Here is a 26,219-nt window from a genome sequence, read left to right on the forward strand (position 1 = left end):
GCGGCCGCCGGAACCTGATCGAGGAGTACCACGCGCGCGGCGTCGGGCACTTCGCGCTCTCCGGCTATCCGCATCTGGCGGAGGCGTACTGGTTCGGGGAGGGCGTGATCCCGGAGCTGGCGGCGCGCGGCCTGCCGGCGGGCGCGGCCCGCGCGACCGGGGCGCCGCTCCTCGTGGCGAGTGGGCGATGACGATCGCCGGCCCGGGCTCTCGGGAAGATCCAGGACCCGCCTTCCGTTAGTAGAAACGTGAACAACACGCGCGAGGTCGAGGTACTCGTCATAGGCGCTGGTCAGGCCGGCCTGTCCAGCGCCTATCACCTGCGGCGCGCCGGTTTCGAACCGGGGCGTGACTTCGTGGTGCTGGACCACTCCCCCGGGCCGGGCGGCGCCTGGCAGTTCCGCTGGCCGTCGCTGACGTACGGCAAGGTGCACGGGATGCACGCGCTCCCGGGTATGGAGCTGACGGGCGCCGATCCTGCGCGGCCGTCCTCCGAGGTCGTCAGGGATTACTTCGAGGCCTACGAAAGCACCTTCGACCTGCGAGTACGGCGTCCGGTCGAGGTCCTCGCGGTGCGTGCGGGCGAGGGCGGACGGCTGCTCGTGGAGACCTCGGACGGTATGTGGTCGACGCGGGCACTGATCAACGCGACGGGCACCTGGGACCGGCCGTTCTGGCCGCGCTACCCCGGTCAGGAGACGTTCCGGGGGCGGCAGTTGCACACCGCCCAGTACGCCGGGCCGGAGGAGTTCGCGGGGCTGCGGGTGGTCGTGGTGGGCGGGGGCGCGTCCGGCACGCAGCATCTGCTGGAGATCGCCCCGTACGCGGCCGCGACCACGTGGGTGACGAGGCGTCCGCCCGTCTTCCGCGAGGGGCCGTTCGACCAGGAGGTGGGACGGGAAGCCGTCGCCCTCGTGGAGGAGCGGGTCCGGCAGGGGCTGCCGCCGAAGAGCGTGGTGTCGGTGACCGGGCTGCCGCTCAACGACGCCATCCGGCAGGGCATTGCGGACGGCGTCCTGGACCGGCTGCCGATGTTCGACCGGATCACACCCGACGGGGTGGAGTGGGCCGACGGCCGCCACGTGGACGCCGACGTCGTCCTCTGGGCGAACGGCTTCCGCGCCGCCATCGACCATCTGGCCCCGCTGCGGCTGCGCGAACCCGGCGGCGGCATCCGCGTCGACGGCACCCGCGCGGTCACTGATCCGCGCATCCACCTGGTCGGCTACGGCCCGTCGGCAAGCACCATCGGCGCCAATCGCGCCGGACGCTCGGCGGTGCGGGACATCAGGCGGTTGTTGGCGGACGAACCGGTCGCCGCCGCCTAATGGGAGCTGTCGGGTCGTAGAGACTCGTGCCGTAGCCGCCAGTAGGTGAGCACTTTCGCCGCCGGAAGCATCCGACTTCTGAGGTCAGACCGTGCCCCTGCTGGTCGGCCGGGAGGCCAGACCGTTGATGGGGTGGCGTGCCCGCCGGGCAGTGGGGCGTGAGCACTGGATCCATTAGGCCGCGTGCCGTGCCTTCCGCAGGCTGCAAGGAGCGAAGTACCTGACCAGGAGGACGAGTTGTTGCTGATCGGTGATGACTGGGCCGAAGACCACCATGACGTCGAGGTCCAGGACGAGGCGGGCCGGAAACTGGCCGCGGCGAGGCTGCCCGAGGGCGTGGAGGGGATCGCGAAGCTGCACGAGCTCGTCGCGAAGCACGGCGGCGAGGAGCTGGATCCGGCCGGGGTGGTGGTCGGGATCGAGACCGACCGCGGCTCATGGGTGCAGGCTTTGATCGCCTCCGGCTACCAGGTCTACGCCATCAACCCGCGGCAGGTCGCCCGGTTCAAGGAACGCTATGCCTCCTCCGGCGCCAAGAGCGACAAGGGCGACGCGCACGCGCTGGCCGACATGGTCCGCATCGACCGGCCCCAGCTGCGGCCCGTGGCCGGGGACAGTGAGCAGGCGCAGGCCGTCAAGGTCGTCGCCCGCGCCCACCAGACCTTGATCTGGGAACGCACCCGCACCTTCCAGCGGCTGCGCAGCACCCTGCGCGAGTACTTCCCCGCCGCCCTGAACGCCTACGCGGATCTCACGCTGACCAGCACGGACGCGCTGGAACTGCTGATCAAGGCGCCCACCCCGCAGTCCGGGGCGAAGCTGACCCGCACCCAGATCACCGCCGTCCTGACCCGCGCCTGCCGGCACAACCGGGACGCCAAAGCAGCCACGATCCAGACCGCGCTGCGCGAGACGCAGCTCGGCCTGCCCGAACCGGTCACCGCCGCCTACGCGGCCACCACCACCGCCCACGCCCGGCTGCTGATCGCGCTGAACGAGCAGATAGCCGAGCTGGAAGGACAGGTGAAGACCCATTTTCTGAAGCACCCGGACGCTGAGATCTACCTCTCGATGCCCGGCATCGCGCACGTCACCGGCGCCCGGGTGCTCGCCGAGTTCGGAGACGACCCCACCCGCTACACCAGCGCGAAGGCCCGCAAGAACTACGCCGGCACCAGTCCCATCACGCGGGCCTCCGGCAAGAGCCACACCGTCCAGGCCCGCTACGTCCGCAACAACCGGCTTGCCGACGCGCTGCAGACCCAGGCGTTCTCCGCCCTGCGCGCCTCGCCCGGCGCCCGCCGTTACTACGACAAACAACGCGCCCGCGAGGCCGGCTACAACCCGGCCCTCCGCCAGGTCGGCAACCGCCTCGTCGGCATCATTCACGGCTGCCTCAAGACCCGCACCCTCTACGACGAAGCGACCGCCTGGTCGCACCACGCCCACACCCCTGCTCCTTGACCTCAAACGACATGGGGTGTCTGACCTCTCGTACGCGAACGTGCTGCTACCTCAGCCGACAGCGGCCCGCGAAGGTGACGCGCTGCTCGCGCTCGCCGCCGCCGACGGCTTCTTCCGGTTCTGGTTGAACTCCGCGACATTGCGCAGATGCTCCTCGTAGCTCGCCGTGAAGCGGGTGTCGCCCGGCTTGACCGTGACGAAGTACAGCCAGTCGCCCGGCGCCGGATTGACCGCGGCGCGCATCGCCTCCTCGCCCGGATTGGCGATCGGTGTGGGCGGCAGCCCCATGCGCTGGTACGAGTTGTAGGGGCTGTTGATCTTCGTGTCGTCGGCGGTGGTGTCCAGCGTGGAGCGGTTCAGCGCGTAGTTGATGGTGGAGTCCATCTGCAGCGGCATGCCGCGTTCCAGCCGGTTGAAGACGACCCGGGCGACCCTGCCCATGTCCGCCTTGGTGGCCGCCTCGGCCTGGATGATGCTCGCGATGGTGACCGCCTGGTAGACGTTCATCGCGTTGCGCTGGGCCCCCGCCGTGACCTGACCGCCGTTGAACTTCTTGTGCGCCGTCTCGACCATGAACGTCAGCAGGGACTCCGGGGTCGCCTTCTCCGCCAAGGGGTACGTCGCTGGGAAGAGGTACCCCTCCGGGTTGCCCTCGGCATCGGCCGGGAGGATCAGCTTGGCCTTGACCAGGGACTTCTTGGTGGATCCGGCGGGCAGGTCGAGGGCTTTGTCGACGGCTTCGTAGACCTGGGCAGAGCGCCAGCCCTCCGGGATCACCAGTGACGTGGGGCGCTCGGCCGCGCCGTCACCGCTCTCCACGCTCAGCAGCGGCACCGCCACGGCGGTGGCCGCCACGACGGCCCCGGCCGCGATGAGGGCGGCCCGGCCCCGGCGCGTCAGTCGAATCGTGCTCCGTGGCGGAGTGTTCATCTGCATGCGGGCACGGTAACCCGCATATCACCTCAAACCCGGCATATCTTCATCTTGTCGGTTCCAGTTTCGGCTCCGGCTCCGGCTTCGACATCTGGACCACCTCCCGGCCCGGTTTCAGCCGCGCGTCCCGCCGTACGAGCTCCGCGTAGCGGCCGTCCCGTCCGAGCAGTTCCTCGTGCGTGCCGCGCTCGACCGCGCGGCCGGAGTCGAGGACCACGATCTGGTCGGCGTCCCGGACGGTGGAGAGCCGGTGGGCGATGGTGACGGTGGTGCGGTTGGCGGAGAGCGCGTCGATGGCCTCCTGCACAGCCTGCTCGGTACGGGTGTCCAGGGCGCTGGTCGCCTCGTCGAGGATGAGGACCGGCGGGTCGCGCAGGATGGTGCGGGCGATGGCGAGGCGCTGCTTCTCACCACCGGAGAACCGGTGGCCGCGTTCGCCGACGACCGTGTCGTAGCCGTCGGGCAGGGCCGCGATGTGGTCGTGGATCTGGGCCGCCCGCGCCGCCCCGTACAGCTCCTCGTCGGTGGCGTCCGGCTTGGCGAAGCGCAGGTTGTCGGCGACCGAGGCGTGGAAGAGGTACGTCTCCTGCGAGACGACGCCGATGCCACGGGCCAGCGTGTCGAAGTCCAGGTCGCGCACGTCGACCCCGTCGAGCGTGACCCGGCCACCGGTGACGTCGTACAGCCTCGGCACCAGGCAGCCGAGGGTGGACTTACCGGCGCCGGTCGGGCCGACGACGGCGAGGCTGCCGCCGGCCGGGACGGTGAGATCGATGGCGTCGAGGATCGGGTGCCCCGTGCCGGCGCCGGCGTCGCCATCGGCGTCGTCACCGTCGTAGCGGAACTCGACGTTCTCGAAGCGGACTTCGCCCTTCACCTCATCGAGGTGGACCGGGTCGTCGGGCTCGGTGATGTCGATGGGCAGGTCGAGGTACTCGAAGATGCGCTGGAAGAGGGCGAGCGAGGCCTGTATCTGGACTCCGGTGGACAGCAGGCTCACGGTCGGCCGGAACAGGCCCTGCTGGAGCGAGACGAAGGCGACGAGCGTGCCGATGGATACGGACGGGCCGCCGAACTGGAGTGCGAGCCCGGCGGTCCAGTAGATGATGGCGGGCATGGCGGCCATGACGACGGTGATGACGGCCATCCGCCAGCGCCCCGCCATGTTCGCCCTGACCTCCAGTTCGACGAGTTCCTCGGACTCCTCGGCGAAGGACTGGGTGAGGGAGTCGGAGCGGCCCATCGTGCGGCCGAGCAGGATGCCGCTGACGGAGAGCGACTCCGTGACCGTGGCGGCCATCGCTGCCATCTGCATCTGACGCCGGGTGGTGATCCTCTTGCGTTCGGCGCCGACCCGCCGACTGATCCACACGAACAGCGGCAGCAGGAGCAGCGAGACCGCGGTGAGCCGCCAGTCCAGGGCGACCATGGCGACGATCGTGGCGACCACACCGGTGAGGTTGGAGACCAGGGAGGTGGCCGTCGAGGTGACGGTCGCCTGCATGCCGCCGATGTCGTTGGCGATGCGGGACTGGACCTCGCCGGTGCGGGTCCGGGTGAAGAAGGCGAGCGACATGCGCTGGAGCCGGTCGTACACGGCGGTGCGCAGGTCATGCATGACGCGCTGGCCGACGGTCGTGGAGATCAGCGTCTGCAGGACGCCGAAGATGCTGGTGAGCACCGCGCTGAGGATCATGCCGAGCGCCAGCAGGCTCAGCAGGCCGGTGCGGCCCTCCGGAATCGCGGTGTCGAGGATCTCCTTGAGGAGGAACGGCGTGGCCACCGACGCCAGCGACGCGGCGCCGACGAGCAGGCCGACGATCGCGAGCCGGCCGCGATAGGGCCGGAAGAGCTTCAGGATGCGGCGCACCTGCCGGGGCTGTTCCTGCGCGTCGTCGGCCGATGCCCAGGTGGGGTCATGATCGGGATGCATGGGCTCCTACGGGAGGTGAGGTGAGAGGGACTGACGGAGCCTAGCTCATTGTTACCTATACTCACAATGCACATGGTCCTGATATTGTTCCCATATGACCAGCCCTGACGCCGACGGCCTGCTCGCCGAGCAGTTGCTGCGGCTCACCCGCCGTGTGCACCGCATCCAGAAGCACCACCTCCAGCAGAGCGGGCTGGAGATCACTCCGGCCCAGTCCCGGCTGCTGCGTACGGTCGCGCACTACGACTCGCCGCCACGCATGGCCGATCTGGCGGAGCGGCTGGAGGTCGTGCCCCGGGCCGTGACGACCCTGGTCGACGGACTGGAGGCGAGCGGCCGAGTGCGCCGGGTGCCCGATCCCACCAACCGGCGGGTGATCCGCATCGAGGTCACGGACGAGGGCCGGAAGGTGCTGCGGGAGCTGCACCACGCGCGACGGTCGGCAGCCGAGGAGATCCTGGCGCCGTTGTCGGAGGAGCAGCGGGGGGTGCTGGGCGGGTTGCTCGACACGTTGGTCGACGGGACGGCGCCGGGGGCGGAGCGGCGCTGCTGAATCGATTCCCTTGGGCACATCGATTCGTTCCCTTGGGCACGCGAAGAGGCTCGGCCCTTTGGGCACGCGAAAAGGCTCGCACGCGGGCACGCGGAAGGGGCCCGGCGCATTCAGCTGCGCCGGGCCCCTTCGTGTCAGGTCGTGCCGGTCAACTCACCTCGGAAGCAGGCTCCTTGACCTCGGCCTCGAACCGCGGGGGAACGTCCGCCTTCGCGGGAGTCCCGGCGGCCTTGGGCCCGCCCACGCCGGGCTTGCTCTCACCCTCGGCCTCGTCGCCTTCGTCTTCCTCAACGAACTGGATCTCCCCGTCCAGCATCTTCTTGGCCCGGTCGGTGTCCAGCGCGCCTTCCCACTTCGACACCGCGAAGACGGCGACGCAGTTGCCGAGCAGGTTCGTGACGACGCGCATCGAGTCCATGATGCGGTCGACGCCGAGCAGCAGGGCGACGGCGCCGGCGGGGATGGCGCCGAGCGAGGAGGCGGTCGCCGAGAGGGCGAGGAAGGCGGAGCCGGGGATGCCGGCCATGCCCTTGCTGGTCAGCATGAGGACCAGGACGACGGTGATCTGCTGGCTGAGGCTGAGGTCCACGCCCACGGCCTGCGCGATGAACAGCGTGCCGATGGAGAGGTAGATGGACGCGCCGTCGAGGTTGAAGGAGTAGCCGGTGGGCAGCACCAGTCCCACGGCGTCGTCACGGGCGCCCGCCTGGCGCAGCTTCTGCATCATGCGAGGCAGGACGCTCTCGCTGGAGGCGGTGCCCAGCGCGAGCAGCAACTCCTCACGGGTGTAGCGGACGAACTTCCACAGGCTCAGGCCGGTCACCAGCTTCAGCGCGACGCTCAGCAGCACCAGGAACACTATGGCCACGGCGTAGCAGAGGATGATCAGCTTGGCGTAGGTCTTCATGACGCCGAGGCCGTACTCGCCCACCAGGTGGACCATCGCGCCGAACACGGCGAGCGGGGCCAGCTTCATGACGAAGCCGACGATGGCGAAGATGACTTCCTGCGCCTGCTCGATGGCGGGCAGGATCTTGGGCACCTTGGTGTGGCCGAGGTGCAGCAGCGCGGCGCCGGTGAGGCAGGCGAGCACGAGGACCTGGAGCAGCGAGTTCTCGGCGAACGCGCCGATCGCGCTCTGCGGCAGCGCGTTCAGGATGAACTCGCTGGTCGAGGGCAGCGAGCCGCCGGCGGTCTTCGCCTCGACCGCCGAGGTGTCGAGCTTCGAGGGGTCGACGTTCATGCCCGAGCCGGGGCCGAACACGTTGGCGGCTATCAGGCCGATGAGCAGCGCTGCCGTTGAGGCGACCTCGAACCAGATCAGGGCCTTGAGCCCGATCCGGCCGAAGGCCTTCAGGTTGCCGGCCTTGGCGATGCCGACGACGACCACGCAGAACACCAGGGGCGAGATGACTGTCTTGATGAGACGAATGAAACCGTCGCCGAGCGGTTGGAAGGTCGTGGCCGTGTCCGGCCACAACCTTCCGACGACGATTCCGAGTACGAGCGCAACACCGACTTGCGCGAAAAGTGAGGTACGCAGCATGCGTGCGACGCGTCGCGGCAGGGACGGTACGGACTGCGGCACGGGCACTCCTCCGAAGGAACTTTCTGATATGCGGAAAAGCGCTTCCGCGCCGATCACTATCGGGGAGATGTCGCTCGTGGGGAAGACCGCCGTGTTTCAGCGATGTAAATCATCGAACAGACGGCACATCGTGCGCATATGACGTCAACAGCCGCTTCGGTCCTCCGTCAGCACTCCCTGTACGGCGACCAGCGAACGGTCGTAGCAGCCGTCCGATCCACGCACCCGATAGCGCTCACTCGTCGTCCCGACCGCATGCCGCTGGTCACGCGGCACATTCGCTGTGTACGTGGCGTCACCCGTGTATGTGTCGTCCAGCCGGGACCACGCGACGCGCCGTCCGCCGCGCGACTCGGTGACCGCCTCCCGGTCACCGAGCGTGAGCACGGTCCGCAACCGGTCGCCCGCACCGATCGCCGTCGTCCCGTCCATCGTGTACGACCGCTGGGTGCGCGTCGTCCGCGCCGGTCCGTGCCCGTCGACGGCGACCGTCTCGTCGTCGCCCCATGTCGCCTTGAGCGCATCGGGGTTCTCGCCGTCCGACCAGGCGTGTACGGAGGTGTTGGCAAGGCTCCTGTGGACGGTGGTCGTCACCCGGCCGTGCGAGGTGTCGACATAGCCGGCGACCGTCAGCCGGTGACCGCCCTCGGTGTCGAGCCGGCGCTCCGTACCGGGCGTGTACGTGGACGAGTTGGTGAGGTCACCCGCATCGGCCTTCGTCAGACCGCCGGTGACGTGCTCGCTCTTCTCGTCCTGCCAGACCAGGACGTTGACCGGGGCGCTCCAGCCCGTCTGCCCCTCGGGCACCCCGACGACGGAGATCTCGATCCGGTGCGGGCGGCCGTCGTTGAGGAGGCCCGCGAAGGGGGTGAGGTCGTAGCGGATGGGCTGGATGTCGAAGGCGCGGGGTCCCGGAACCACGTACCAGAGGAAGGGGTTGGACCAGCCGCCCGTCCACACGGTCGGGAACGGCGCGGCGATTCCGGCCAGTTGCCCGTCCACCTCGATCCGCACCTCGCGGTAGGGCCCGTCGTCCGCCTTGCAGGAATACGGCGCCGCCTCGGGCACCGTCAGATACCAGTACTCCTCGCAGCCGCCGCCCGATCCGGTGGCGTACACCTCGGCGATGACGCGCTCGCTGTTGCGCGGAGTGGTGAGGATGTTGCCGTCCTGGAGGGTGAGGACGCGGTCGGGGGTGCTCTTGGCCGTCTTCGCGTCGGTCCTGCCCGCGTAGAAGGTCAGCGTGACCCTGACGTCGAGGATGCCGGTGTACGTGTCGTCGACGACGTTGCCGATCAGCATCTCCACGGGCTGCGCGGTGCGGAAGGTGTCGCTGTAGCGCGTGACATCCTTCTCGACGGACCACTCGATGCCGTCGGGCGAGGGCTGCGGGGTGGACGTACGGAACACCTCGACGCCACCGATGTGCAGATACCCGAGGCGGTCGAACTGACGGCCCTTCACCTTTCCGTCGAGGCGCAGGACGACCTTGCTCCAGTTCCCGCCGCAGCCTCCCGGGGGCGCGTAAGTGCCCTTGTACGGCGCGAAGTCCCTGAACTGCGCCTCGGCGACCTTCACTTCACACGACTTGGTGTGCTCGGGCCTGGTGACGGGTGGGGCGGCGGTGATCGGGTCGTGCCAGTCGGTACCGAACTCGGCTGGGACGTCGGCGGATCGGGTGGGCTGGGCGGGGGTGGCGGCCGATGGGGCGGGGGTGGCTGCGGATTGGGCGGGAGTGGCCCCGAGGAGGGTGCTCACCAGGAGGGCCGCCCCGGTGAGCATGGACATGATGATCCGGCTTCTCATGGGCGGTGTTCTACGGGGAGTCGGCGCCCACCGCAATAGGTCTCCGGCCACAAGAGTGCGCGGGAGTATCTGGCGCCTCAGGCCTTCAACTCCGCCTTGTCCCCCATGACGATCACCGGGTGCTGGTCCGGGTCCAGGGTCCGCAGCAGATACTCCATGCCCGATTTGGACAGGCTGACGCAGGCCGAGGTACCGCTGCCGTGGTCCATGTGCAGCCAGATGCTGCCGCCCTTGGACTGCCCCTCGGGACGGGTCGGGTCGATCGGCGAGGTGCCCTTGACCCGGTTGTAGTCGATGGCGATGACGTAGTCGAAGTCGTGCCAGTGCGACTTGGCCCAGTAGTGCGGCGCCTGGAACGACGCCGACTCGCTGTACGGGAGCTTGGCGCCCGGGTCGGCGAGGACGCCTCCCGTGTCGGTGAGCGTGAACACGCCGACGGGACTGCGCTTGTCGCCCTCCCGATGGTCGGTGGTCCAGCCCTTCTTGCCGTTGTGACCCTGCCAGCTGCGGGTCTTCTTCCAGGTGGAACCGCTCTTCGTGTACAGCACGATCGTGGCGTCGGCGTCGTTCCTGCCTTCGCCGTAGACGGCCACCACCTGGCGGGACTCGGCGGGGATCTGCTTCTGGAGGCGGTCGCCGACGTCCGGGACACGGGTCGGGTCGACAGTCCGCGCATCGGCGCCCCCGGCCTCGCCCCCGGAGTTCGTACCGCTCGCCTCGGCCTCGGCTCCGTTGTCCGAGCCGCCCGAACCGCCGCACGCCGCCAGGGACATCACCAGGGCACCGCACACCATCGTCGCGAGCCGGACACGCACCGCGCCCCTCACCTTGTCCGCGCCGCTCGTGCCACCGGTTCGCCCCCACCTCGTACCGCCTATTCGCATGCGGTCCATCGTCGCACCGCCCACCGGGTCCACACGCCGGCCATCCCGTCCGCACGGCCCCGCACACGTGGTCCAGGCCGAAACTTTGCCCGGCGACGGAAAACCGTTTGCCTCCGACCACGCTGCGACGCGAACCTTTCACGGCCGGTCGCCGGGCTTCACCGCCCCTTTTCTCCCCACTTTCCCCACTTCTCCCCCACCCTGACACAAGCCGCTGGGACGTCATGCAGATTCAAGACCTTCCGTACCAAGACCCTGGTGTGCCGGATGTGCGCTCGGGTCCGAGATTCCTGTGGTGGCTCGGCCGGAATCAGCTCGGCGGGCAGTTCAAGGCCCTGGCCTGGGGGCTGTTGCACTTCACGTCCGTGGCCGGACTGCCGTTCTGCGTCGGCTTCGCGATCCAGGCCGTGGTCGACCGCTCCGGCGCCCGGCTCGCCCTCGCGGGCGGGCTGCTGGCGCTGTGCGGCTTCACCATCGCGCTGGGCGACACCTTCCTGCACCGGTCCGCGGTCACCAACTGGATCACCGCGGCCGCGCGCGTCCAGCAGCTGCTGGCCCGCAAGACGGCCCAGCTCGGCTCGGCGCTGACCCGGCGGGTGGCGGCCGGTGAGGTCGTCGCGGTGTCCACGGGCGACGTCGAGAAGATCGGCTGGTTCGTGGAGGCCGTCTCCCGGTTCACCGCGGCGGCCCTCACGGTGGTGCTGGTCTGTATCAGCCTGGTCGTGTACCAGCCGGCCCTCGGCATCATCGTCGCCGTGGGCGTGCCGGTCCTCGCCCTCGCCGTACTTCCCCTGCTGCCCCGGGCGACCCGTCGCGCCGACTTCCAGCGCGAGAAGGCGGGCCGCGCCACCGAACTGGCCTCCGACACCGTCGCGGGCCTGCGCGTCCTGCGCGGCATCGGCGGCGAGGACCTCTTCCTGGACCGCTACCGCCGGGCCTCCCAGGAGGTCCGCCACGCCGCCGTACGCAGCGCCCGAATGTGGGCGCTGATCTCCGGTATCCAGGTGCTGCTGCCGGGGCTGCTGATGATCGCGGTGGTCTGGCACGGCGTGGGTCTCGCCCGCGAGGGCCGGATCACGGTCGGCGAGCTGGTCACCGTGTACAGCGCGGTCATGCTGCTGACGTATCCCCTCAGGCACTTCGAGGAGATCGCGATGGCGTACTCCTTCTCCCGTCCGTCCGCCAAGCGGGCCGCCGGGGTGCTGTCGCTGGAACGGGCCACGGACACCGAGGGCTCCCGCGAGGCCGCCGTACCCGCCGGGGACCTGTACGACCCGGCGACCGGGCTGCTCGCGCCCGCCGGATGTCTCACCGCGGTGGTGTGCGGCGACCCGGACGCGGCCGGGCGGCTGGCGGAACGGCTGGGCGGCCACGCCGCCGAGGAGGGCACCGCCGTGCTCCTCGACGGCGTACCGCTCGACGAACTGCCGCTCGACTCCGCCCGCACGGCCGTCCTCGTCCAGGACAAGGACCCGGTGCTGCTCTCCGGGACGCTGCGCGAACTCCTCGATGTACCCGCCTCGGGCGAGGTCACCGCCGAGGAGGCGCTGGCCGCCGCCCAGTGCGGTGACGTGCTGGAGGCGCTGGTGCAGGGGTCGCTGGACGCCGAGGACCCGCTGGACGCGCGGATCACCGAACGCGGCCGGTCCCTGTCCGGCGGCCAGCGCCAGCGGCTCGCACTGGCCCGGTCCCTGATCACCGACCCGGGCGTGCTGGTCCTGGACGAGCCGACCTCCGCGGTCGACTCGCACACCGAGGCCCGGGTCGCCGACGGCATCCGGTCCCTGCGGTCGGGCCGCACCACGGTCGTCCTCACCTCCTCGCCCCTCCTGCTGGATCTGGCCGAGCGGGTCGTGCTGGTGCACGAGGGCGAGGTCGCGGCGGTCGGCGTGCACCGCGACCTGATCCACAAGGACCTCCGGTACCGGGCCGTCGTCACCCGCGAGACCGACGAGGAGGCCGCCCTGGCCGACGGGTCGCACTCCCGCAAGACCGCCCTGGACGACGTGCTGGACGAACTGGAAGAAATCGAGGAGACCGCATGATCGGCGTGGCGCCACCGGCGTACGACCCGGCCACCCCGACGACGGCGAACACCCTGCCCGTCGGCGCCCCCGCGACCGTACGCGCCTACGTGGCCGAACTGTTCCGCCGGCACCGCCGGGCCTTCGTCCTGCTCATCGTGGTCAACACGGTCGCCGTGGTCGCCTCGATGGCCGGCCCCTACCTGCTGGGCGCACTCGTCGAGCGGGTCTCGGACGAGGCCCGCGAACTCCATCTGGAACTCACAGCGGCGGTGTTCGTCGTCGCCCTCGTCGTCCAGGCCGTCTTCGTACGGGAGGTGCGGCTTCGCGGCGCCATGCTCGGCGAGCGGATGCTGGCCGACCTGCGCGAGGACTTCCTCGTACGGTCGGTCGGGCTGCCGCCGGGCGTCCTGGAGCGCGCCGGAACGGGTGACCTGCTCTCCCGCATCACCACCGACATCGACCGGCTCGCCAACGCGATGCGCGAGGCCGTGCCGCAGCTGGCGATCGGTGTGGTGTGGGTGGTGCTGCTCATCGGCGGGCTCGCCGTGACCGCGCCCCCGCTGGCCCTCACCGTACTGCTGGCCCTGCCCCTGCTGGTGGCCGGCTGCCGCTGGTACTTCAAGCGCGCGCCCTCCGCCTACCGCTCGGAGTCCGCCGGTTACGCCGCTGTCGCCGCCGCGCTCGCGGAGACCGTGGACGCCGGCCGCACCGTCGAGGCCTACCGCCTCGGCGAGCGCCGCATCGACCTGTCGAACCAGCGGGTACAGGAGTGGACCGCGTGGGAGCGGTACACGCTTTGGCTGCGGTCGGTGCTCTTCCCGGTCCTCAACCTCACGCACACCACGGTCCTCGGCTCCGTCCTGATCCTCGGCGGGGTGTTCGTCCTGCAGGGCTGGATCGGGCTCGGCCAGCTGACCACGGGCGCGCTCATCGCCCAGATGCTCGTCGACCCGATCAACCTGATCCTGCGCTGGTACGACGAGCTGCAGGTCGCCGAGGTGTCGCTGGCCCGCCTGGTCGGCGTACGGGACATAGAGCCGGACGCGGGCGACCCGACCGTGGCCCCCGACGGTCGCCACGTCCACGCCGACCAGGTGCGGTTCGGGTACCGCGAGGGTGTCGACGTCCTGCGCGAGGTCTCCCTGGAGGTCGCGCCAGGCACCCGCCTCGCCCTCGTCGGCCCGTCCGGCGCGGGCAAGTCGACCCTGGGCAGGCTCCTCGCCGGGATCTACGCGCCCCGCGACGGCCGGGTCACCCTGGGGGGCGCCGAGCTGTCGCGGATGCCCGCGGAGGACGTCCGCTCCCATGTGGCGCTCGTCAACCAGGAGCACCATGTGTTCGTCGGCTCCCTGCGCGACAACCTGCTCCTCGCCCGTACGGGTGCGCAGGACGCCGAGCTGTGGGCGGCGCTGGGCGCGGTGGACGCCGATGCCTGGGCGCGGGCGCTGGACGGTGGCCTGGACACCGAGGTCGGCTCCGGCGGGCTCGCGCTCACCCCGGCGCAGGCCCAGCAGATCGCGCTGGCCCGGCTGGTCCTCGCCGACCCGCACACGCTGGTCCTGGACGAGGCGACCTCGCTCCTCGACCCCCGTGCCGCCCGCCATCTGGAGCGCTCCCTCGCCCGTGTCCTCGACGGCCGCACCGTCGTCGCCATCGCCCACCGGCTGCACACCGCCCACGACGCGGACGTCATCGCCGTCGTCGAGAACGGCCGGATCAGCGAACTCGGCAGCCACGACCAACTGGTCGAGGCCGACGGCGCCTACGCCGCCCTGTGGAGGTCCTGGCACAGCTGACCGAGACGGGCCCGCGGCGGGCACCACCGGCCGGCATGACGCCACCGCCGTCCTGAGCACCGCCGACCGGCACGGGGCGCCCGCCGGGCGGGCGGCTGACCGGGGCGGATCCGTTCCCTCCGGGGGCGGCCCCGCCCCCGGCATCAGTCCGCCGGTGCCCGGGGCACCCCGACCGGCACGAGATGCCCGCCGGGCGGGCGGCTGACCGAGGCGAACCCGGTCCCTGGGGGGCGCCGCCTGACGGCACGGGACCGCCGACGCCCGAGACACCGCCGACCAGCACCGGGCCACCGTTGAGTGGGCAGCGGACCCAGGCGGAGCCGGCAACGGCGCGGGCGCCGCGCCGGACGGCACGAGACCGCCGACGTCCTGGTCACCGCCGACCGGCACCGGCCCACCGTCGCATCCGTGGCTGACCGACGTGGGGTCGCCGCCGCCGCATGCTCGGCGGCGGTCGCCGGTGCGGCCCCGGCCGACGCCATGGGCACCGGGGCGGGGGAAGCAGCCGGTGTCCTGCCGATGGGCGGGGATCGCGCCCGGCCCGGAGGACGGGCGCCGACGGGATCGGGCGGCCGGGTCCCTGCCGTTGCGCGGTGCCGAACGTGAGTGGAAGGCTGGAGGTGGGCAGTGATTCGGGGGACGCCCGTGAGCCGCCCGGTTCGCGGGGTTCGGGCCGCCGCCCAGCGGTCCGCGCGCCCACCGTCGCCGAGCGGTGGCAGCGGCCCGTCCCACCACTGGAGGTACCCGTGGACACAGCCGGCGGCTGGGGAGACGACGTCTACCAGCCAGACGGATCCGAGATCCAGGACGACGCGGGGCTGCTGGACGCCGAGGACACCCTGGTCACCGACGGTGTCGCCGACCCCCTCGACCGGGGTTGGTCGCCACCGGAGCGGCCATGGGCGGTGGAGCACACCGGTGTGACCGCCGCGGAGCGCCTGCGTGGCGAATCCCTGGACCAACGCCTCGGCGAGGAACTCCCGGACATCGGCTACCCCGCCGGGGACGGCATCGGCGACTCCCAGGACACCGACGGCGAGCCCCTGGACAACGAGGTCGGCGCCCTGCGCTCCGGCCGCCTTGTCGCCCCCGACGAGGGCGCGCACGATGACGAGGAGAGCGGGCTGATCGCCACCGACGTCGGCATCGACGGAGCCGCCTCGTCCGCCGAGGAGGCGGCGATGCACATCGTGGACGAGGACTCGCTGTCCGGTTGACCCGGCGGTGTTCCGTGCCGGGTTGCCGCCACGCCTCGGCGGACTCCCTGCCGGGCCTGACGCCACAGGAGGAGTGGTCACGCCCGAGGCCGGTGGACTCCACGTCGGCCCGAGCCCGGCGGCCGGGGTCGAGTGCCGCGTCAGATGAAGTTGAGCGCGGCCGCGGCGCCCACTCCCCCGAGCACCATGAACACCGGCATCAGTACCCTCAGCTCCACCCAGCTGCCGGCCCGGAACCGCATCGCCTTCGGCGGGCCCAAGGGATACCACCGCTTGCGCCCGATCGGTATCGGCCACAGGACCGGGCAGCCGGACACGGTAAGCGAGTCCCCGACGTCGTGCACCAGCGCGCCCAGGACGATCGGCAACCCGAGCCACAGGTACTCCTGGCCCGGCTGTGTGAACAGCCAGTCCGCCCCGTTGCCCGGCTTGTCCAGGACACCCGCGAGGATCCAGGCGCTGGTCGCCGCCAGCAGCCACACCAGCACATCGCTGCTCGAACCGCGGGCCGCCCGCCACAGCAGACCCTCGATGGCCAGCACCATGTGCACGAAGAGGATGGCCAGCACCGCCCAGCGGCCACCCGTGATCGCGATGACGGAGGCGCCTGCGCCGAGCAGCACCGCCCACAGCCAGGTGTGCGTCAGTGTGCGGTGCCCACCCGAGCGGCGCGGGTCGCCCTGCTTCTTCGTCGCCTTGTAGACAGCGTACGAGAGCTTGTCGACGATCTCGCAGACCCAGCGCGACAGGGGACCGAAGGACCGCGAGATCGTGGCCGCCTTGTGGTCCAGGTCCGGGGCGAGCGCGGCGCCCGCGCAGATCAGCGCGCCGACCAGGAGGACCGGCCAGGGCATCGTGTGCCCGGCGGCGGCCGCTGCCGCCCCTACGCCGAGCCAGGCCGCGGCTCCCGACAGTGAGTGTGCTGGTCCCATCATGGCGGTGCCCCGTCCCATTCCGTCCGTGCCGCTGTCCAGTCGCCTTGTGCCGCTGTCCAGTTGTCCAGGTGCGCTGACGCTCCGTCGGCGCCACAGCGTAGCGTTCGCGATCTTCGGTCCGGCATCCGATTCCCCCCTCAGGCACACGGGCAGGCAAGATGGGGGCGTGACCCTCATCGATCAGCTGCCGCGGACCGCCGACCCCGACGCCCTCTACGAAGCCTTCGAGTCGTGGGCCCAGGAACGCGGTCTCACCCTCTATCCGCACCAGGAGGAGGCGCTTATCGAGGTGGTCTCCGGCGCGAACGTGATCGTCTCGACGCCCACCGGCTCCGGCAAGAGCATGATCGCGGCGGGCGCGCACTTCGCGGCCCTCGCCCGGGACGAGGTCACCTTCTACACGGCCCCGATCAAGGCACTGGTCTCGGAGAAGTTCTTCGAGCTGTGCAAGATCTTCGGCACCGAGAACGTCGGCATGCTCACCGGCGACGCGTCCGTGAACTCCGACGCCCCCATCATCTGCTGCACCGCCGAGGTGCTCGCGTCCATCGCGCTGCGCGACGGCAAGCACGCCGACGTCGGCCAGGTCGTCATGGACGAGTTCCACTTCTACGCGGAGGCGGACCGCGGCTGGGCCTGGCAGATTCCGATCCTGGAGCTGCCGCAGGCCCAGTTCATCCTGATGTCGGCGACCCTCGGCGACGTCTCGATGTTCGAGAAGGACCTCACGCGGCGCACCGGCCGCCCCACCTCCGTGGTCCGCTCGGCGACCCGCCCGGTGCCGCTCTCCTACGAATACGTGCTGACGCCGCTGACGGAGACGCTCACGGAGCTGCTCGCCACCAAGCAGGCTCCTGTCTACATCGTGCACTTCACTCAGGCGCAGGCCGTGGAGCGCGCGCAGGCGCTGATGAGCATCAACATGTGTACGCGGGAGGAGAAGGACCAGATCGCCGAGCTGATCGGCAGCTTCCGCTTCACCACCAAGTTCGGCCGCAACCTCTCGCGTTACGTGCGACACGGCATCGGTGTGCATCACGCCGGCATGCTGCCCAAGTACCGGCGTCTGGTGGAGAAGCTGGCCCAGGCCGGTCTGCTGAAGGTCATCTGCGGCACGGACACGCTCGGCGTCGGCGTCAACGTCCCCATTCGCACGGTGTTGTTCACCGCTCTCACGAAGTACGACGGCACCCGGGTGCGGACGCTGCGGGCCCGCGAGTTCCACCAGATCGCGGGCCGCGCCGGGCGGGCAGGCTTCGACACGGCGGGCTTCGTGGTGGCGCAGGCGCCCGAGCATGTCATCGAGAACGAGAAGTCGCTCGCCAAGGCGGGCGACGATCCGAAGAAGCGCCGCAAGGTGGTCCGCAAGAAGGCGCCGGAGGGATTCGTCGGCTGGACCGACAACACCTTCGAGAAGCTCATCGCCTCCGACCCGGAGCCGCTCACCTCCCGTTTCCGGGTCACCCACACGATGCTGCTGTCGGTGATCGCACGGCCCGGCAATGCCTTCCAGGCGATGCGGCATCTGCTGGAGGACAACCACGAGCCGCGCAAGCAGCAGTTGCGGCACATCCGCCGCGCGATCGCCATCTACCGGTCGCTCCTCGACGGCGGCATCGTCGAAAAGCTCGACCAGCCGGACGCCGAGGGCCGCATCGTCCGTCTGACGGTGGACCTCCAGCAGGACTTCGCGCTCAACCAGCCGCTGTCCACCTTCGCGCTGGCCTCGTTCGAACTGCTCGACCCGGAGTCGCCGTCCTACGCCCTGGACATGGTGTCCGTCGTCGAGTCGACGCTGGACGACCCGCGGCAGATCCTCGCCGCCCAGCAGAACAAGGCGCGCGGTGAGGCCGTGGCCGCGATGAAGGCGGACGGCATCGAGTACGAGGAGCGCATGGAGCGGCTCCAGGACGTCGGCTACCCCAAGCCGCTGGAGGAGCTGCTCTCCCACGCGTACAACACCTACCGCAAGAGCCATCCGTGGGTCGGCGACCATCCGCTGTCGCCGAAGTCCGTGATCCGGGACATGTACGAACGGGCCATGTCGTTCACGGAGTTGGTGTCCTACTACGAGCTGGCCCGCACCGAGGGCATTGTGCTGCGCTACCTCGCCGGCGCCTTCAAGGCCCTCGATCACACCGTCCCCGACGACCTGAAGTCGGACGATCTGGAGGATCTGATCGCCTGGCTCGGCGAGATGGTGCGGCAGGTCGACTCCAGCCTCCTCGACGAGTGGGAACAGTTGGCCAACCCCGAGGTGATGACGGCAGAGGAGGCTCAGGAGCGGGCCGACCAGGTCAAGCCGGTCACCTCCAACGCGCGTGCCTTCCGCGTCCTCGTCCGCAACGCCATGTTCCGCCGCGTCGAGCTCGCCGCCCTCGATCATGTGAACGAGCTGGGCGAGATGGACGCCGAGACCGGCTGGGACGCCGATCGGTGGGGTGAGGCCATGGACAAGTACTGGGACGAGTACGAGGACCTCGGTACCGGTCCCGATGCCCGCGGCCCCAGGCTGCTGATGATCGAGGAGGAGCCGCAGAACGGGCTGTGGCGCGTCCGCCAGACCTTCGCCGACCCGAACGGCGATCATGACTGGGGCATCAGCGCGGAGATCGACCTCGCGGCTTCCGACACCGAGGGACGCGCCGTGGTCAAGGTCACCGACGTCGGCCAGCTGTGAACACCGGAGAGGCCAGTACATGACGACCAACCCCGCCGAGCGGCTCGTCGACCTGCTCGACCTGGAGCAGATCGAGGTCAACATCTTCCGCGGTCGCAGCCCGCAGGAGTCCCTGCAAAGGGTCTTCGGCGGCCAGGTCGCCGGCCAGGCCCTGGTCGCGGCCGGGCGCACCACGGAGGGTGACCGGCCGGTGCATTCGCTGCACGCGTACTTCCTGCGTCCCGGCCGTCCGGGAGTGCCGATCGTGTACCAGGTCGAGCGGGTCCGCGACGGGCGGTCGTTCACCACGCGCCGGGTCACCGCCGTGCAGCAGGGCCGCACGATCTTCAATCTGACCGCCTCCTTTCACAAGCCTGAAAAGGGGAGCTTCGAGCACCAGCTGCCGCCGTCCAGGAAGGTGCCGGACCCCGAGTCGCTGCCGACCGTGACGCAGGAGATCACCGAGCATCTGGGCACGCTCCCCGAGCAGTTGGAGCGCATGGCCCGACGTCAGCCCTTCGACATCCGGTACGTGGACCGGCTGCGCTGGACCCCCGATGAGGTCGAGAACGCCGAGCCGCGCAGCGCGGTGTGGATGCGGGCCGTCGGTCCCCTGGGCGACGACCCGCTGGTGCACACCTGCGCGCTGACGTACGCCAGCGACATGACCCTCCTGGACGCCGTCCGCATCCCGGTCGAGCCCCTCTGGGGACCGCGCGGTTTCGACATGGCGTCGCTGGACCACGCCATGTGGTTCCACCGGCCGTTCCGCGCCGACCAGTGGTTCCTGTACGACCAGGAGTCCCCGATCGCGGTGGGCGGACGCGGTCTGGCCCGAGGCCGCATCTACGACCTGGAGGGCCGTCTGCTGGTGTCGGTCGTCCAGGAGGGCCTGTTCCGCAAGCTCGGCAGCTGACCGGGGTCACTCGGCGCCGATCGGTGGATCAGTGGTGTCTGCGCCGGAGCCAGCTGAACAGGCCTCGTCGCCCCTCGGGGCCCGTGGTCGTCGTCGGCCGCTGTTTCTCGGAACGCCGTACTCCCTCGGGCAGTTGCGGCGCCGACCGGGCTGCCACTACCAGGGGTGTCTCGTGGCTGGTGGTAGCGGCCGCCACCGGCAACTGTCGACGGGGCCTCGGCGCGAGCCGGTGTGCGCGTGCCTTGGCGAGGGACTCCTGGAGGTCCGTCCGCAACCAGTCGATCTCGTCCGGGTCGTCCGCTGTCACGATCCGTTCGGTGATCCGGGCGGCGGGCGAGTCGGGTGAGCCGTGGTCGGTCCGTGGGGGCCGGTGGCGGTTCAAGTAGGCCCGTTCGTAGGGGTCCTGGACGATCTCCGCGACCTGGAGCGGATCGAGGAGGGAGGCCGGGGCGGCGGCGCGCGTCCAGGGGTCGTCGGCCTGCCGCAGCAGGAGTCCGAGATGGCGTCCTCGCCAGTTCCGTGGACGCAGGTCCAGCCCCGCGTCGAGCTGGTTCCTGAGCTCCTCGGGGATCCGGCCCTTCAGCCACTTGGCGTTCTTCTGGTCGGTTGCGAACTGCCGTAGTTCTTCCGCCAGGTAAAGCCAGACCACGGCGCGGTAGCGGTTCAGGTAGAACTTGACCGGCGTGGCCATCCCAAGCCGTGCGAGACGCATGAAGCGGGTGGCCGGCACGCCCAGGATCTCGGCGGCCGCCATGGAGCCCACGGCCTCGACGCGCTTCCGCAGTACTTCCGGGAAGCCCTCCTCGGCGCGGAGCCGGTCGATCTCCGCCTGTGTGATCCGCCGGCCTCCGCCTCCGCCTCCGTCATCGACGATCGTTCGTACACATCCCAGTTGTACGGCGAGGTCCAGCTCGGCTCGCTTCAGGCCCAGTTCGCGTGCGGCGCGGCTCGGCGCGAGGCTGCGGCCGGTCGCCCCGGCCGGTGCCGGGACGACGGTCGGCGCGGCGGGCGTGCTGGACTCGGTGGGCGTGGCCTGCGTGGCGGATTGCGTGATGGTGTCGCCGGACATGGTGCTTCTCCCCCGTGCGGTGCTGTGCTCGCGCTGGTCTCGCGCTCGCCTCGGGAAAAACCGTAGCCCGTTTGCCGAAAGTCGTGGCGGGCCTGTGGATAACTCTGCCCGCGACAGCGAAAGGGCAGGTCAGCGGTCCATGACGGCGGAGCGCTCAGGCTGTCGGACATCGACGCGGAGGTGTTCTCCGACGCGGTTCACCAGCCGGGTCATCTCGTAGGCGATCTGACCGATGTCCGCCTCCGCGGCGCTGAGGACACACAGACAGCTGCCCGGGCCGGCCGCGATGACGAAGAGCACCGCGTCGTCGAACTCGATCATCGTCTGCCGTACGTCACCGGCGCCGAAATGGCGGCCCGAGCCCTTGGCCAGGCTGTGCAGCCCGGACGAGACCGCGGCGAGGTGCTCGGAATCCTCGCGCCGCAGGCCGGTGCTCGCCGCCGTGACCAGTCCGTCGTTGGACAGCACCAGTGCGTGCCGTATGGGTTCGACGCGCTCGGTCAGGTCGTCCAGGAGCCAACCGAGTCCCGCGTTCTGCACCATTGTTCGTACTCCCCGTTTCGTCGTTCCCCCTGTCAAGGAGGATCCGACGATTCAGCCTTCCCCACTGTCGGCATGGGAGCAAGCAGGATCGGGACATGGCAAGGAAGATGACCGACAAGGTATGGCGGGCCCTCGTCCGGCCAGAATCGCGCGCCGGCGCATCGACGACCGTCCTCGCTGACAGGTGCACTCAGCTCACGTCTGCCAGTTCCGGCCGGTCGGCGACGACGGGCTCTTCAACGCCGGATATGACCGTGTCAAGGGCCGGAATCCGGCCAGGGGCGAGCGTGTCGCCGCCGGTTCAGCTCACGGAGTCGAGCAACCGGGCGGTGTACATCCGTCCGGCGTATTCGACGAGCCGTATCAGCACTTCCTTCCCGGAGTCGCGGTCCCGGGCGTCGCATAGGACCACGGGAGTGCCCTGGTCCAGGTCGAGGGCGCGGGAGACGTCGTGGGCGCCGTACGCGCGGGCTCCCGCGAAGCAGTTCACGGCGACCACGAACGGGATGTGCCGGTGCTCGAAGTAGTCCACGGCCGGGAAGCAGTCCTGGAGTCGCCGCGTGTCGGCGAGCACGACGGCACCCAACGCCCCCTGCGCCAACTCGTCCCAGAGGAACCAGAACCGGTCCTGCCCGGGTGTGCCGAACAGATAGAGCGAGAGCCCGGACCTGATGGTGATGCGGCCGAAGTCCATGGCGACGGTGGTGGTGACCTTGTGGTCCACCCCGTCGGTGTCGTCCACCGACTGGCCCACCTCGCTCAGGAGTTCCTCGGTGCGCAGCGGCCTGATCTCGCTGACCGCACCGACCAGGGTGGTCTTGCCCACGCCGAATCCACCGGCGACCAGGATCTTCAATGCCAGGGCGCCCGTGTCGCCGTCTTCATCGGAGGGTTCGGAGACCATCGATCACTTCTCTCGGGAGTGCCGGTCACGGTGCACGTCAGTACAGCTGCGCGGAGTCAGCATCATGGCAACCGCCACTCGTCCGTGTGGCGTTGGACCGATATTTCCTGGCACCGACCGTGTGGTGCCCGTTCGGTGCCAGGTTGGATGCACAAGTCGTCACGGGACGGGCCCGGGTGCTTGTTCATCCACGACTCCCTTCGGTCCTTCGATCACAACGCCCTCAGTCCTTCGATCACCTCTCGCAGGATCCGCTCGTCCGGCAGTCTCGCGGGCGGCACGGGGCGGCTGACGGTGACGCGGGCCAGTTCCAGGAGGTCGCCGAGGAGCACCCGCACCACACCGACGGGCAGGTCCGCGCCGGCGGCGAGTTCGGCGACCGACTGGGTTTCGTCACGGCACAGTTCGATGAGCGCCCGATGTTCCGGGCCGAGCGAGGTGTCGTCATCGGCGCCGGGTGCGCCGGTGCCGAGCGACACCAGGGCGATCAGGTCGAAGCGGACCCCGCTCGGGCCGGGCTTGGTACGGCCGCCCGTCATCGCGTAGGGACGGACGAGCGGCCCGGCCTCGTTGTCGTACCACTGGCTGCCCGGCGGTTCGTGCCGACCACCTGTGCTGTCCTCGGCCATGAGCAGGGCCCGTTCCCGGCTCATCCGGCCGCTGGCGGGCGTGCGCCGGCGCGGGGCGCCGCGTGGAGATGCTCGCCGACGCGCTTCACCAACCGCGCCATCTCGTACCCCACCAACCCGATGTCGGCGGTGACGGCGGTGAGGACGGCGAGGCAGGAACCGTCCCCTGCGGCCGCCACGAACAGGAAGCCGTCGTCCATCTCCACCATCGTCTGGCGTACGCCGCCGACGCCGAAATGGCGGCCCGTGCCCTTGGCCAGGCTGTGGAAGCCGGAGGCGACGGCGGCGAGGTGCTCGGCGTCCTCACGTTTGAGGTCGCCGGAGGCGCCGACCGCGAGCCCGTCGTTGGACAGCACCACGGCGTGCCGTACCGCGTGCACGCGCAGTACCAAGTCGTCCAGGAGCCAGTCGAGTTCGCCGGTCCGCTCGGTGGCCCTGGTGCCCGGGTTCTGGATCATGCGGGGTCTCCTTCACTGCTGTCGCCGCCCGTCGTGGGGCCGTGGTCGGCGTCTCGGCCAGGTGTCCTGCCGCCGCCTCGCGCCCAACCGTCGCGGTAGGCCGCCATGCGGTCGCGTACGAGTTCGGGTGTGCGTTCGTCGGCTGTCCGCGGGGTCACCGCCGCGGCTGGTTGCCCGGCCGACCGGTCTCGGAGCTGGGGTGCGAGGTTCGCCTGGCGTACGCGGCGCGGGAGTTCGTCGGTGCGTTCGGGTTCCGGTGGGGGGCGGTGCGGCCGCAGGGTGGTGACGCCGGGCGGGGTTTCGGTCGGTCCGCCGGCCCTGGTTTCGCTCGCGGAGGCGACGGGAGCCATCAGCGCTCGCCGGTCGGCGGACTGTTCGACGCGTTCCTGTTGTGGGGTGGCGGGCACGCGCGCGTACTCCCGTTCCTCGGGTCGCGGCCGAGCCTCGGCGGCCGCCACGGGGGAACGTTCCGGCACACCGCCCTGCAGCAGCGCGGTGGGAAGGAGGACCACCGCCGTGGTGCCGCCGTAGGGCGAGGTCCGCAGATGGACCTTGATGTTTTGGCGGGCGGCGAGTCGGCTCACCACGAACAGGCCGAGTCGGTCGCTGTCGAAGAGGTCGAGGGCTTCGGACTGCTCGATCCGGCGGTTGGCCTCGGCGAGGGTCTCCTTGCCCATGCCGAGCCCCCGGTCCTCGACCTCCACCGCGTAGCCGTTGCCGACCGGTTCGCCGGTGATCCGCACGCGTGTGTGGGGCGGCGAGAACTGGGCCGCGTTCTCGACCAGTTCGGCCAGGAGGTGGGTGAGGTCGGCGACGGCTGCGCCGACGATCTGTGCCTCGGGGAGTTGTCGTACCTCCACGCGCGCGTAGTCCTCGATTTCGGAGACGGCCGCGCGGACCACGTTCGTCAATGGGACAGGCATGCGCCAGGCTCGCCCGGGGGCGGCTCCGGAGAGGATGATCAGGCTCTCGGCGTGGCGGCGCATCCGGGTGGTGAGGTGGTCGAGCCGGAAGAGGTCGCTGAGTTCGTCGGGGTCGTCGGACCGTCGTTCCATGCTGTCGAGCAGGGTCAGTTGGCGGTGCACGAGGACCTGGCTGCGGCGGGCGAGGTTGACGAACACCCCGGAGATGCCGCTGGCCAGTTCGGCGCGCTCGACGGCCGCGCGGAGGGCCGCCCGGTGCACGGTTGCGAGCGCCTCCGCGACCTGGCCGGTCTCGTCCTCCGCGACCGGTCCGGGCGGGGCCTCGGTGTTGACGTCGATCTCCTCACCGGCACGCAGTCTGCGCATGGCGTGGGGCAGTTTGCGGCGGGCGATCTCCAGGGCGCCGTTGCGCAGGCTCACCAGCTCGACGACCAGGCCACGGCCGATGCGTACGGAGATGACGAGAGAGGCGGCGACGGCGACGAGACCGAAGAACACCGCGGCTCCGGCGGGGGTGAGCAGGGCGCGGGTGAACGGGTCGGCCCGGTCGGAGCCTTCGCGTCCGGCGTCGGCCTCGATGGCGCGCATGTCGTCCTGCACGCGCGCGTGCGCGGACTGCCAGGCGGGCTCGGGAGCGGCGTGGAGGGCCTGGCCTCCGGAGTTGCTCGCGAGCACCTCGTCCTCGATGGCGCGCAGATCGGCGTAAGCGCTTTCTCCGGCAAGCTCCCGCCAGGCGGCGCGTTCGGTTCCGCGCAGGTCCGCGACGGCGGCTTCGGTCAGGGTGCGGCGGGTGTCGACGGCGCCGGTGAACAGGCGCAGCCGCTCATGATCCAGGGTGCCGGCGAGACGGGCGCCGGCCAGGAGCGCGTTCTCCTGGGCCAGGGCCTCGGCCGCGCGGGAGAACTCCAGCAGCACGCGCGCGTCGGAGCCGGGGCCGACGTCCTGGATGCCGGTCAGCGCGCCGCCCACGCCGAAGGCCGTGGAGATGGTCGTGGTGTACCGCTCGTACGTCTTTGCCCATCCGGTGCGGCGGTCGAGCACCGCGGCCCGCAGGGCCCGCAGTTGTTCGGCGCCGGTGACGAAGCCGGCGAGGCGTTCGGCCACCACGGCGGGCAGGCCGCTGCCGTCGGCGATGGTGTGCCGGTCCCCCACGCGCAGCGCGGCAACGGCCCCGTCCGTGCGCCGCGACAGACTCCGCAGCGTGCTCTCCCGCTCCGTGGAGGGCCTGGTCGCGTACCGCACGGCGGCCACGCGCTCGGCTTGGAGTGCGGCGACGGCGTCGGCGACCGGGGCGCGTACGGAGGCCTCCACGCGCTGCGACTGCCGGAAGCGGGCCACGTCCTGGGCGGTGGTGACGGTGGCGTACGCCCACAGGGTGAGCAGGGACACGACGGGCACCATCAGCAGGCAGACGATCTTGGCCCGGACGGTGCGGGGGCGTATGTGCCATCGGCCGGCGCGCGCGGGCGGTCCGGTTGTCGGGGCCTCGGTCTCGTCGAGGTCGAGGCGCTCGTCGGCCGGAGGTCCCGCGTGGGCGCGGCGACCACGTATCGCGGGCTGGGGCGGCACCTCGGTGCCGCCAGTCGGGGTCCTGCGGGGTGTACGCATGGCCTCCTCGATCGCGGTGGTGCGGGGCGGCCTCGAAGGCCGCCCC

Annotated in this window: 20 protein-coding genes and 1 pseudogene; 9 read left to right on the plus strand and 12 right to left on the minus strand. The window is 70.6% G+C overall.

The window, feature by feature from the left end:
- Positions 1–17: 17 nt before the first annotated feature.
- The 3 genes and pseudogenes from I8N67_RS22240 to I8N67_RS22250 form a co-directional block, all read left to right on the plus strand.
- A pseudogene (locus I8N67_RS22240) lies at positions 18–191 on the plus strand (alkanesulfonate monooxygenase); the annotation flags it as partial.
- A 57-nt stretch (positions 192–248) separates the two neighbouring features.
- Positions 249–1,328 (plus strand): NAD(P)-binding domain-containing protein, encoded by a 1,080-nt coding sequence (locus tag I8N67_RS22245; RefSeq protein WP_200304931.1) that lies wholly within the window; start codon positions 249–251, stop codon positions 1,326–1,328.
- A 237-nt stretch (positions 1,329–1,565) separates the two neighbouring features.
- On the plus strand, positions 1,566–2,792 hold the full coding sequence (locus I8N67_RS22250; protein ID WP_200304932.1) for an IS110 family RNA-guided transposase: 1,227 nt from the start codon (positions 1,566–1,568) through the stop codon (positions 2,790–2,792).
- Positions 2,793–2,843: 51 nt separating this feature from the next.
- On the opposite strand, the gene mltG is transcribed toward I8N67_RS22250, so the two are convergent.
- Positions 2,844–3,728, minus strand: a complete 885-nt coding sequence (mltG, locus tag I8N67_RS22255) for an endolytic transglycosylase MltG (RefSeq protein WP_200304933.1) — start codon at positions 3,726–3,728, stop codon at positions 2,844–2,846.
- Positions 3,729–3,771: 43 nt separating this feature from the next.
- Complete coding sequence (locus I8N67_RS22260) at positions 3,772–5,658, minus strand: ABC transporter ATP-binding protein (RefSeq protein ID WP_200304934.1); 1,887 nt, start codon at positions 5,656–5,658, stop codon at positions 3,772–3,774.
- A gap of 94 nt (positions 5,659–5,752) precedes the next feature.
- On the opposite strand from I8N67_RS22260, the gene I8N67_RS22265 reads away from it, so the two are divergent.
- On the plus strand, positions 5,753–6,211 hold the full coding sequence (locus I8N67_RS22265) for a MarR family winged helix-turn-helix transcriptional regulator (RefSeq protein ID WP_200304935.1): 459 nt from the start codon (positions 5,753–5,755) through the stop codon (positions 6,209–6,211).
- A gap of 148 nt (positions 6,212–6,359) precedes the next feature.
- On the opposite strand, the gene I8N67_RS22270 is transcribed toward I8N67_RS22265, so the two are convergent.
- From I8N67_RS22270 to I8N67_RS22280, 3 genes are all read right to left on the minus strand, one after another.
- On the minus strand, positions 6,360–7,799 hold the full coding sequence (locus tag I8N67_RS22270; protein ID WP_200304936.1) for a cation:dicarboxylate symporter family transporter: 1,440 nt from the start codon (positions 7,797–7,799) through the stop codon (positions 6,360–6,362).
- 144 nt (positions 7,800–7,943) lie between these two features.
- Positions 7,944–9,605 (minus strand): peptide-N4-asparagine amidase, encoded by a 1,662-nt coding sequence (locus tag I8N67_RS22275; RefSeq protein ID WP_200304937.1) that lies wholly within the window; start codon positions 9,603–9,605, stop codon positions 7,944–7,946.
- Between the two features lie 77 nt (positions 9,606–9,682).
- Positions 9,683–10,399, minus strand: coding sequence for a hypothetical protein (locus tag I8N67_RS22280; protein ID WP_200304962.1), 717 nt, complete (start codon positions 10,397–10,399; stop codon positions 9,683–9,685).
- Positions 10,400–10,713: 314 nt separating this feature from the next.
- Between I8N67_RS22280 and I8N67_RS22285 the strand changes: the two genes are divergently transcribed.
- The 3 genes from I8N67_RS22285 to I8N67_RS22295 all read left to right on the plus strand — a co-directional run bounded on the left by I8N67_RS22285 (position 10,714) and on the right by I8N67_RS22295 (position 15,529).
- Positions 10,714–12,534: an ABC transporter transmembrane domain-containing protein gene (locus tag I8N67_RS22285; protein ID WP_200304938.1), complete on the plus strand. Its 1,821-nt coding sequence runs from the start codon at positions 10,714–10,716 to the stop codon at positions 12,532–12,534.
- Positions 12,531–14,312 (plus strand): ABC transporter ATP-binding protein, encoded by a 1,782-nt coding sequence (locus I8N67_RS22290; protein WP_200304939.1) that lies wholly within the window; start codon positions 12,531–12,533, stop codon positions 14,310–14,312. Before I8N67_RS22285 ends, I8N67_RS22290 begins: the two co-directional genes overlap by 4 nt.
- A 746-nt stretch (positions 14,313–15,058) precedes the next feature.
- Positions 15,059–15,529 carry a DUF5709 domain-containing protein gene (locus I8N67_RS22295; RefSeq protein ID WP_200304963.1) on the plus strand — a complete coding sequence of 157 codons (471 nt, stop codon included), beginning with the start codon at positions 15,059–15,061 and terminating at the stop codon, positions 15,527–15,529.
- A gap of 140 nt (positions 15,530–15,669) precedes the next feature.
- On the opposite strand, the gene I8N67_RS22300 is transcribed toward I8N67_RS22295, so the two are convergent.
- A complete protein-coding gene (locus I8N67_RS22300) occupies positions 15,670–16,464 on the minus strand; it encodes a metal-dependent hydrolase (RefSeq protein WP_200304940.1) in 795 nt (264 codons plus the stop codon).
- Positions 16,465–16,630: 166 nt separating this feature from the next.
- Between I8N67_RS22300 and I8N67_RS22305 the strand changes: the two genes are divergently transcribed.
- Positions 16,631–19,144 (plus strand): DEAD/DEAH box helicase, encoded by a 2,514-nt coding sequence (locus I8N67_RS22305; protein ID WP_200304941.1) that lies wholly within the window; start codon positions 16,631–16,633, stop codon positions 19,142–19,144.
- 19 nt (positions 19,145–19,163) lie between these two features.
- Complete coding sequence (locus I8N67_RS22310; protein WP_200304942.1) at positions 19,164–20,039, plus strand: acyl-CoA thioesterase; 876 nt, start codon at positions 19,164–19,166, stop codon at positions 20,037–20,039.
- A 28-nt stretch (positions 20,040–20,067) separates the two neighbouring features.
- Here the strand turns inward: I8N67_RS22310 and I8N67_RS22315 are convergent, their stop codons facing one another.
- From I8N67_RS22315 to I8N67_RS22340, 6 genes are all read right to left on the minus strand, one after another.
- Positions 20,068–21,108 (minus strand): DUF6397 family protein, encoded by a 1,041-nt coding sequence (locus I8N67_RS22315; RefSeq protein WP_200304943.1) that lies wholly within the window; start codon positions 21,106–21,108, stop codon positions 20,068–20,070.
- 129 nt (positions 21,109–21,237) lie between these two features.
- A complete protein-coding gene (locus I8N67_RS22320; RefSeq protein ID WP_200304944.1) occupies positions 21,238–21,651 on the minus strand; it encodes a roadblock/LC7 domain-containing protein in 414 nt (137 codons plus the stop codon).
- A 301-nt stretch (positions 21,652–21,952) separates the two neighbouring features.
- The gene (locus I8N67_RS22325; RefSeq protein WP_200304945.1) at positions 21,953–22,555 is read right to left on the minus strand and encodes a GTP-binding protein; all 603 of its coding nucleotides are present in this window, start codon (positions 22,553–22,555) and stop codon (positions 21,953–21,955) included.
- A 212-nt stretch (positions 22,556–22,767) separates the two neighbouring features.
- Positions 22,768–23,184: a DUF742 domain-containing protein gene (locus I8N67_RS22330; RefSeq protein ID WP_200304964.1), complete on the minus strand. Its 417-nt coding sequence runs from the start codon at positions 23,182–23,184 to the stop codon at positions 22,768–22,770.
- A 20-nt stretch (positions 23,185–23,204) separates the two neighbouring features.
- A complete protein-coding gene (locus tag I8N67_RS22335) occupies positions 23,205–23,642 on the minus strand; it encodes a roadblock/LC7 domain-containing protein (protein ID WP_200304946.1) in 438 nt (145 codons plus the stop codon).
- The gene (locus tag I8N67_RS22340; RefSeq protein ID WP_200304947.1) at positions 23,639–26,173 is read right to left on the minus strand and encodes a sensor histidine kinase; all 2,535 of its coding nucleotides are present in this window, start codon (positions 26,171–26,173) and stop codon (positions 23,639–23,641) included. The genes I8N67_RS22335 and I8N67_RS22340 overlap by 4 nt, the downstream gene beginning before the upstream one ends.
- Between the last annotated feature and the right edge of the window lie 46 nt (positions 26,174–26,219).

It is taken from the genome of Streptomyces adelaidensis, assembly GCF_016598475.1.
In the GTDB taxonomy this organism is placed as follows: domain Bacteria; phylum Actinomycetota; class Actinomycetes; order Streptomycetales; family Streptomycetaceae; genus Streptomyces; species Streptomyces adelaidensis.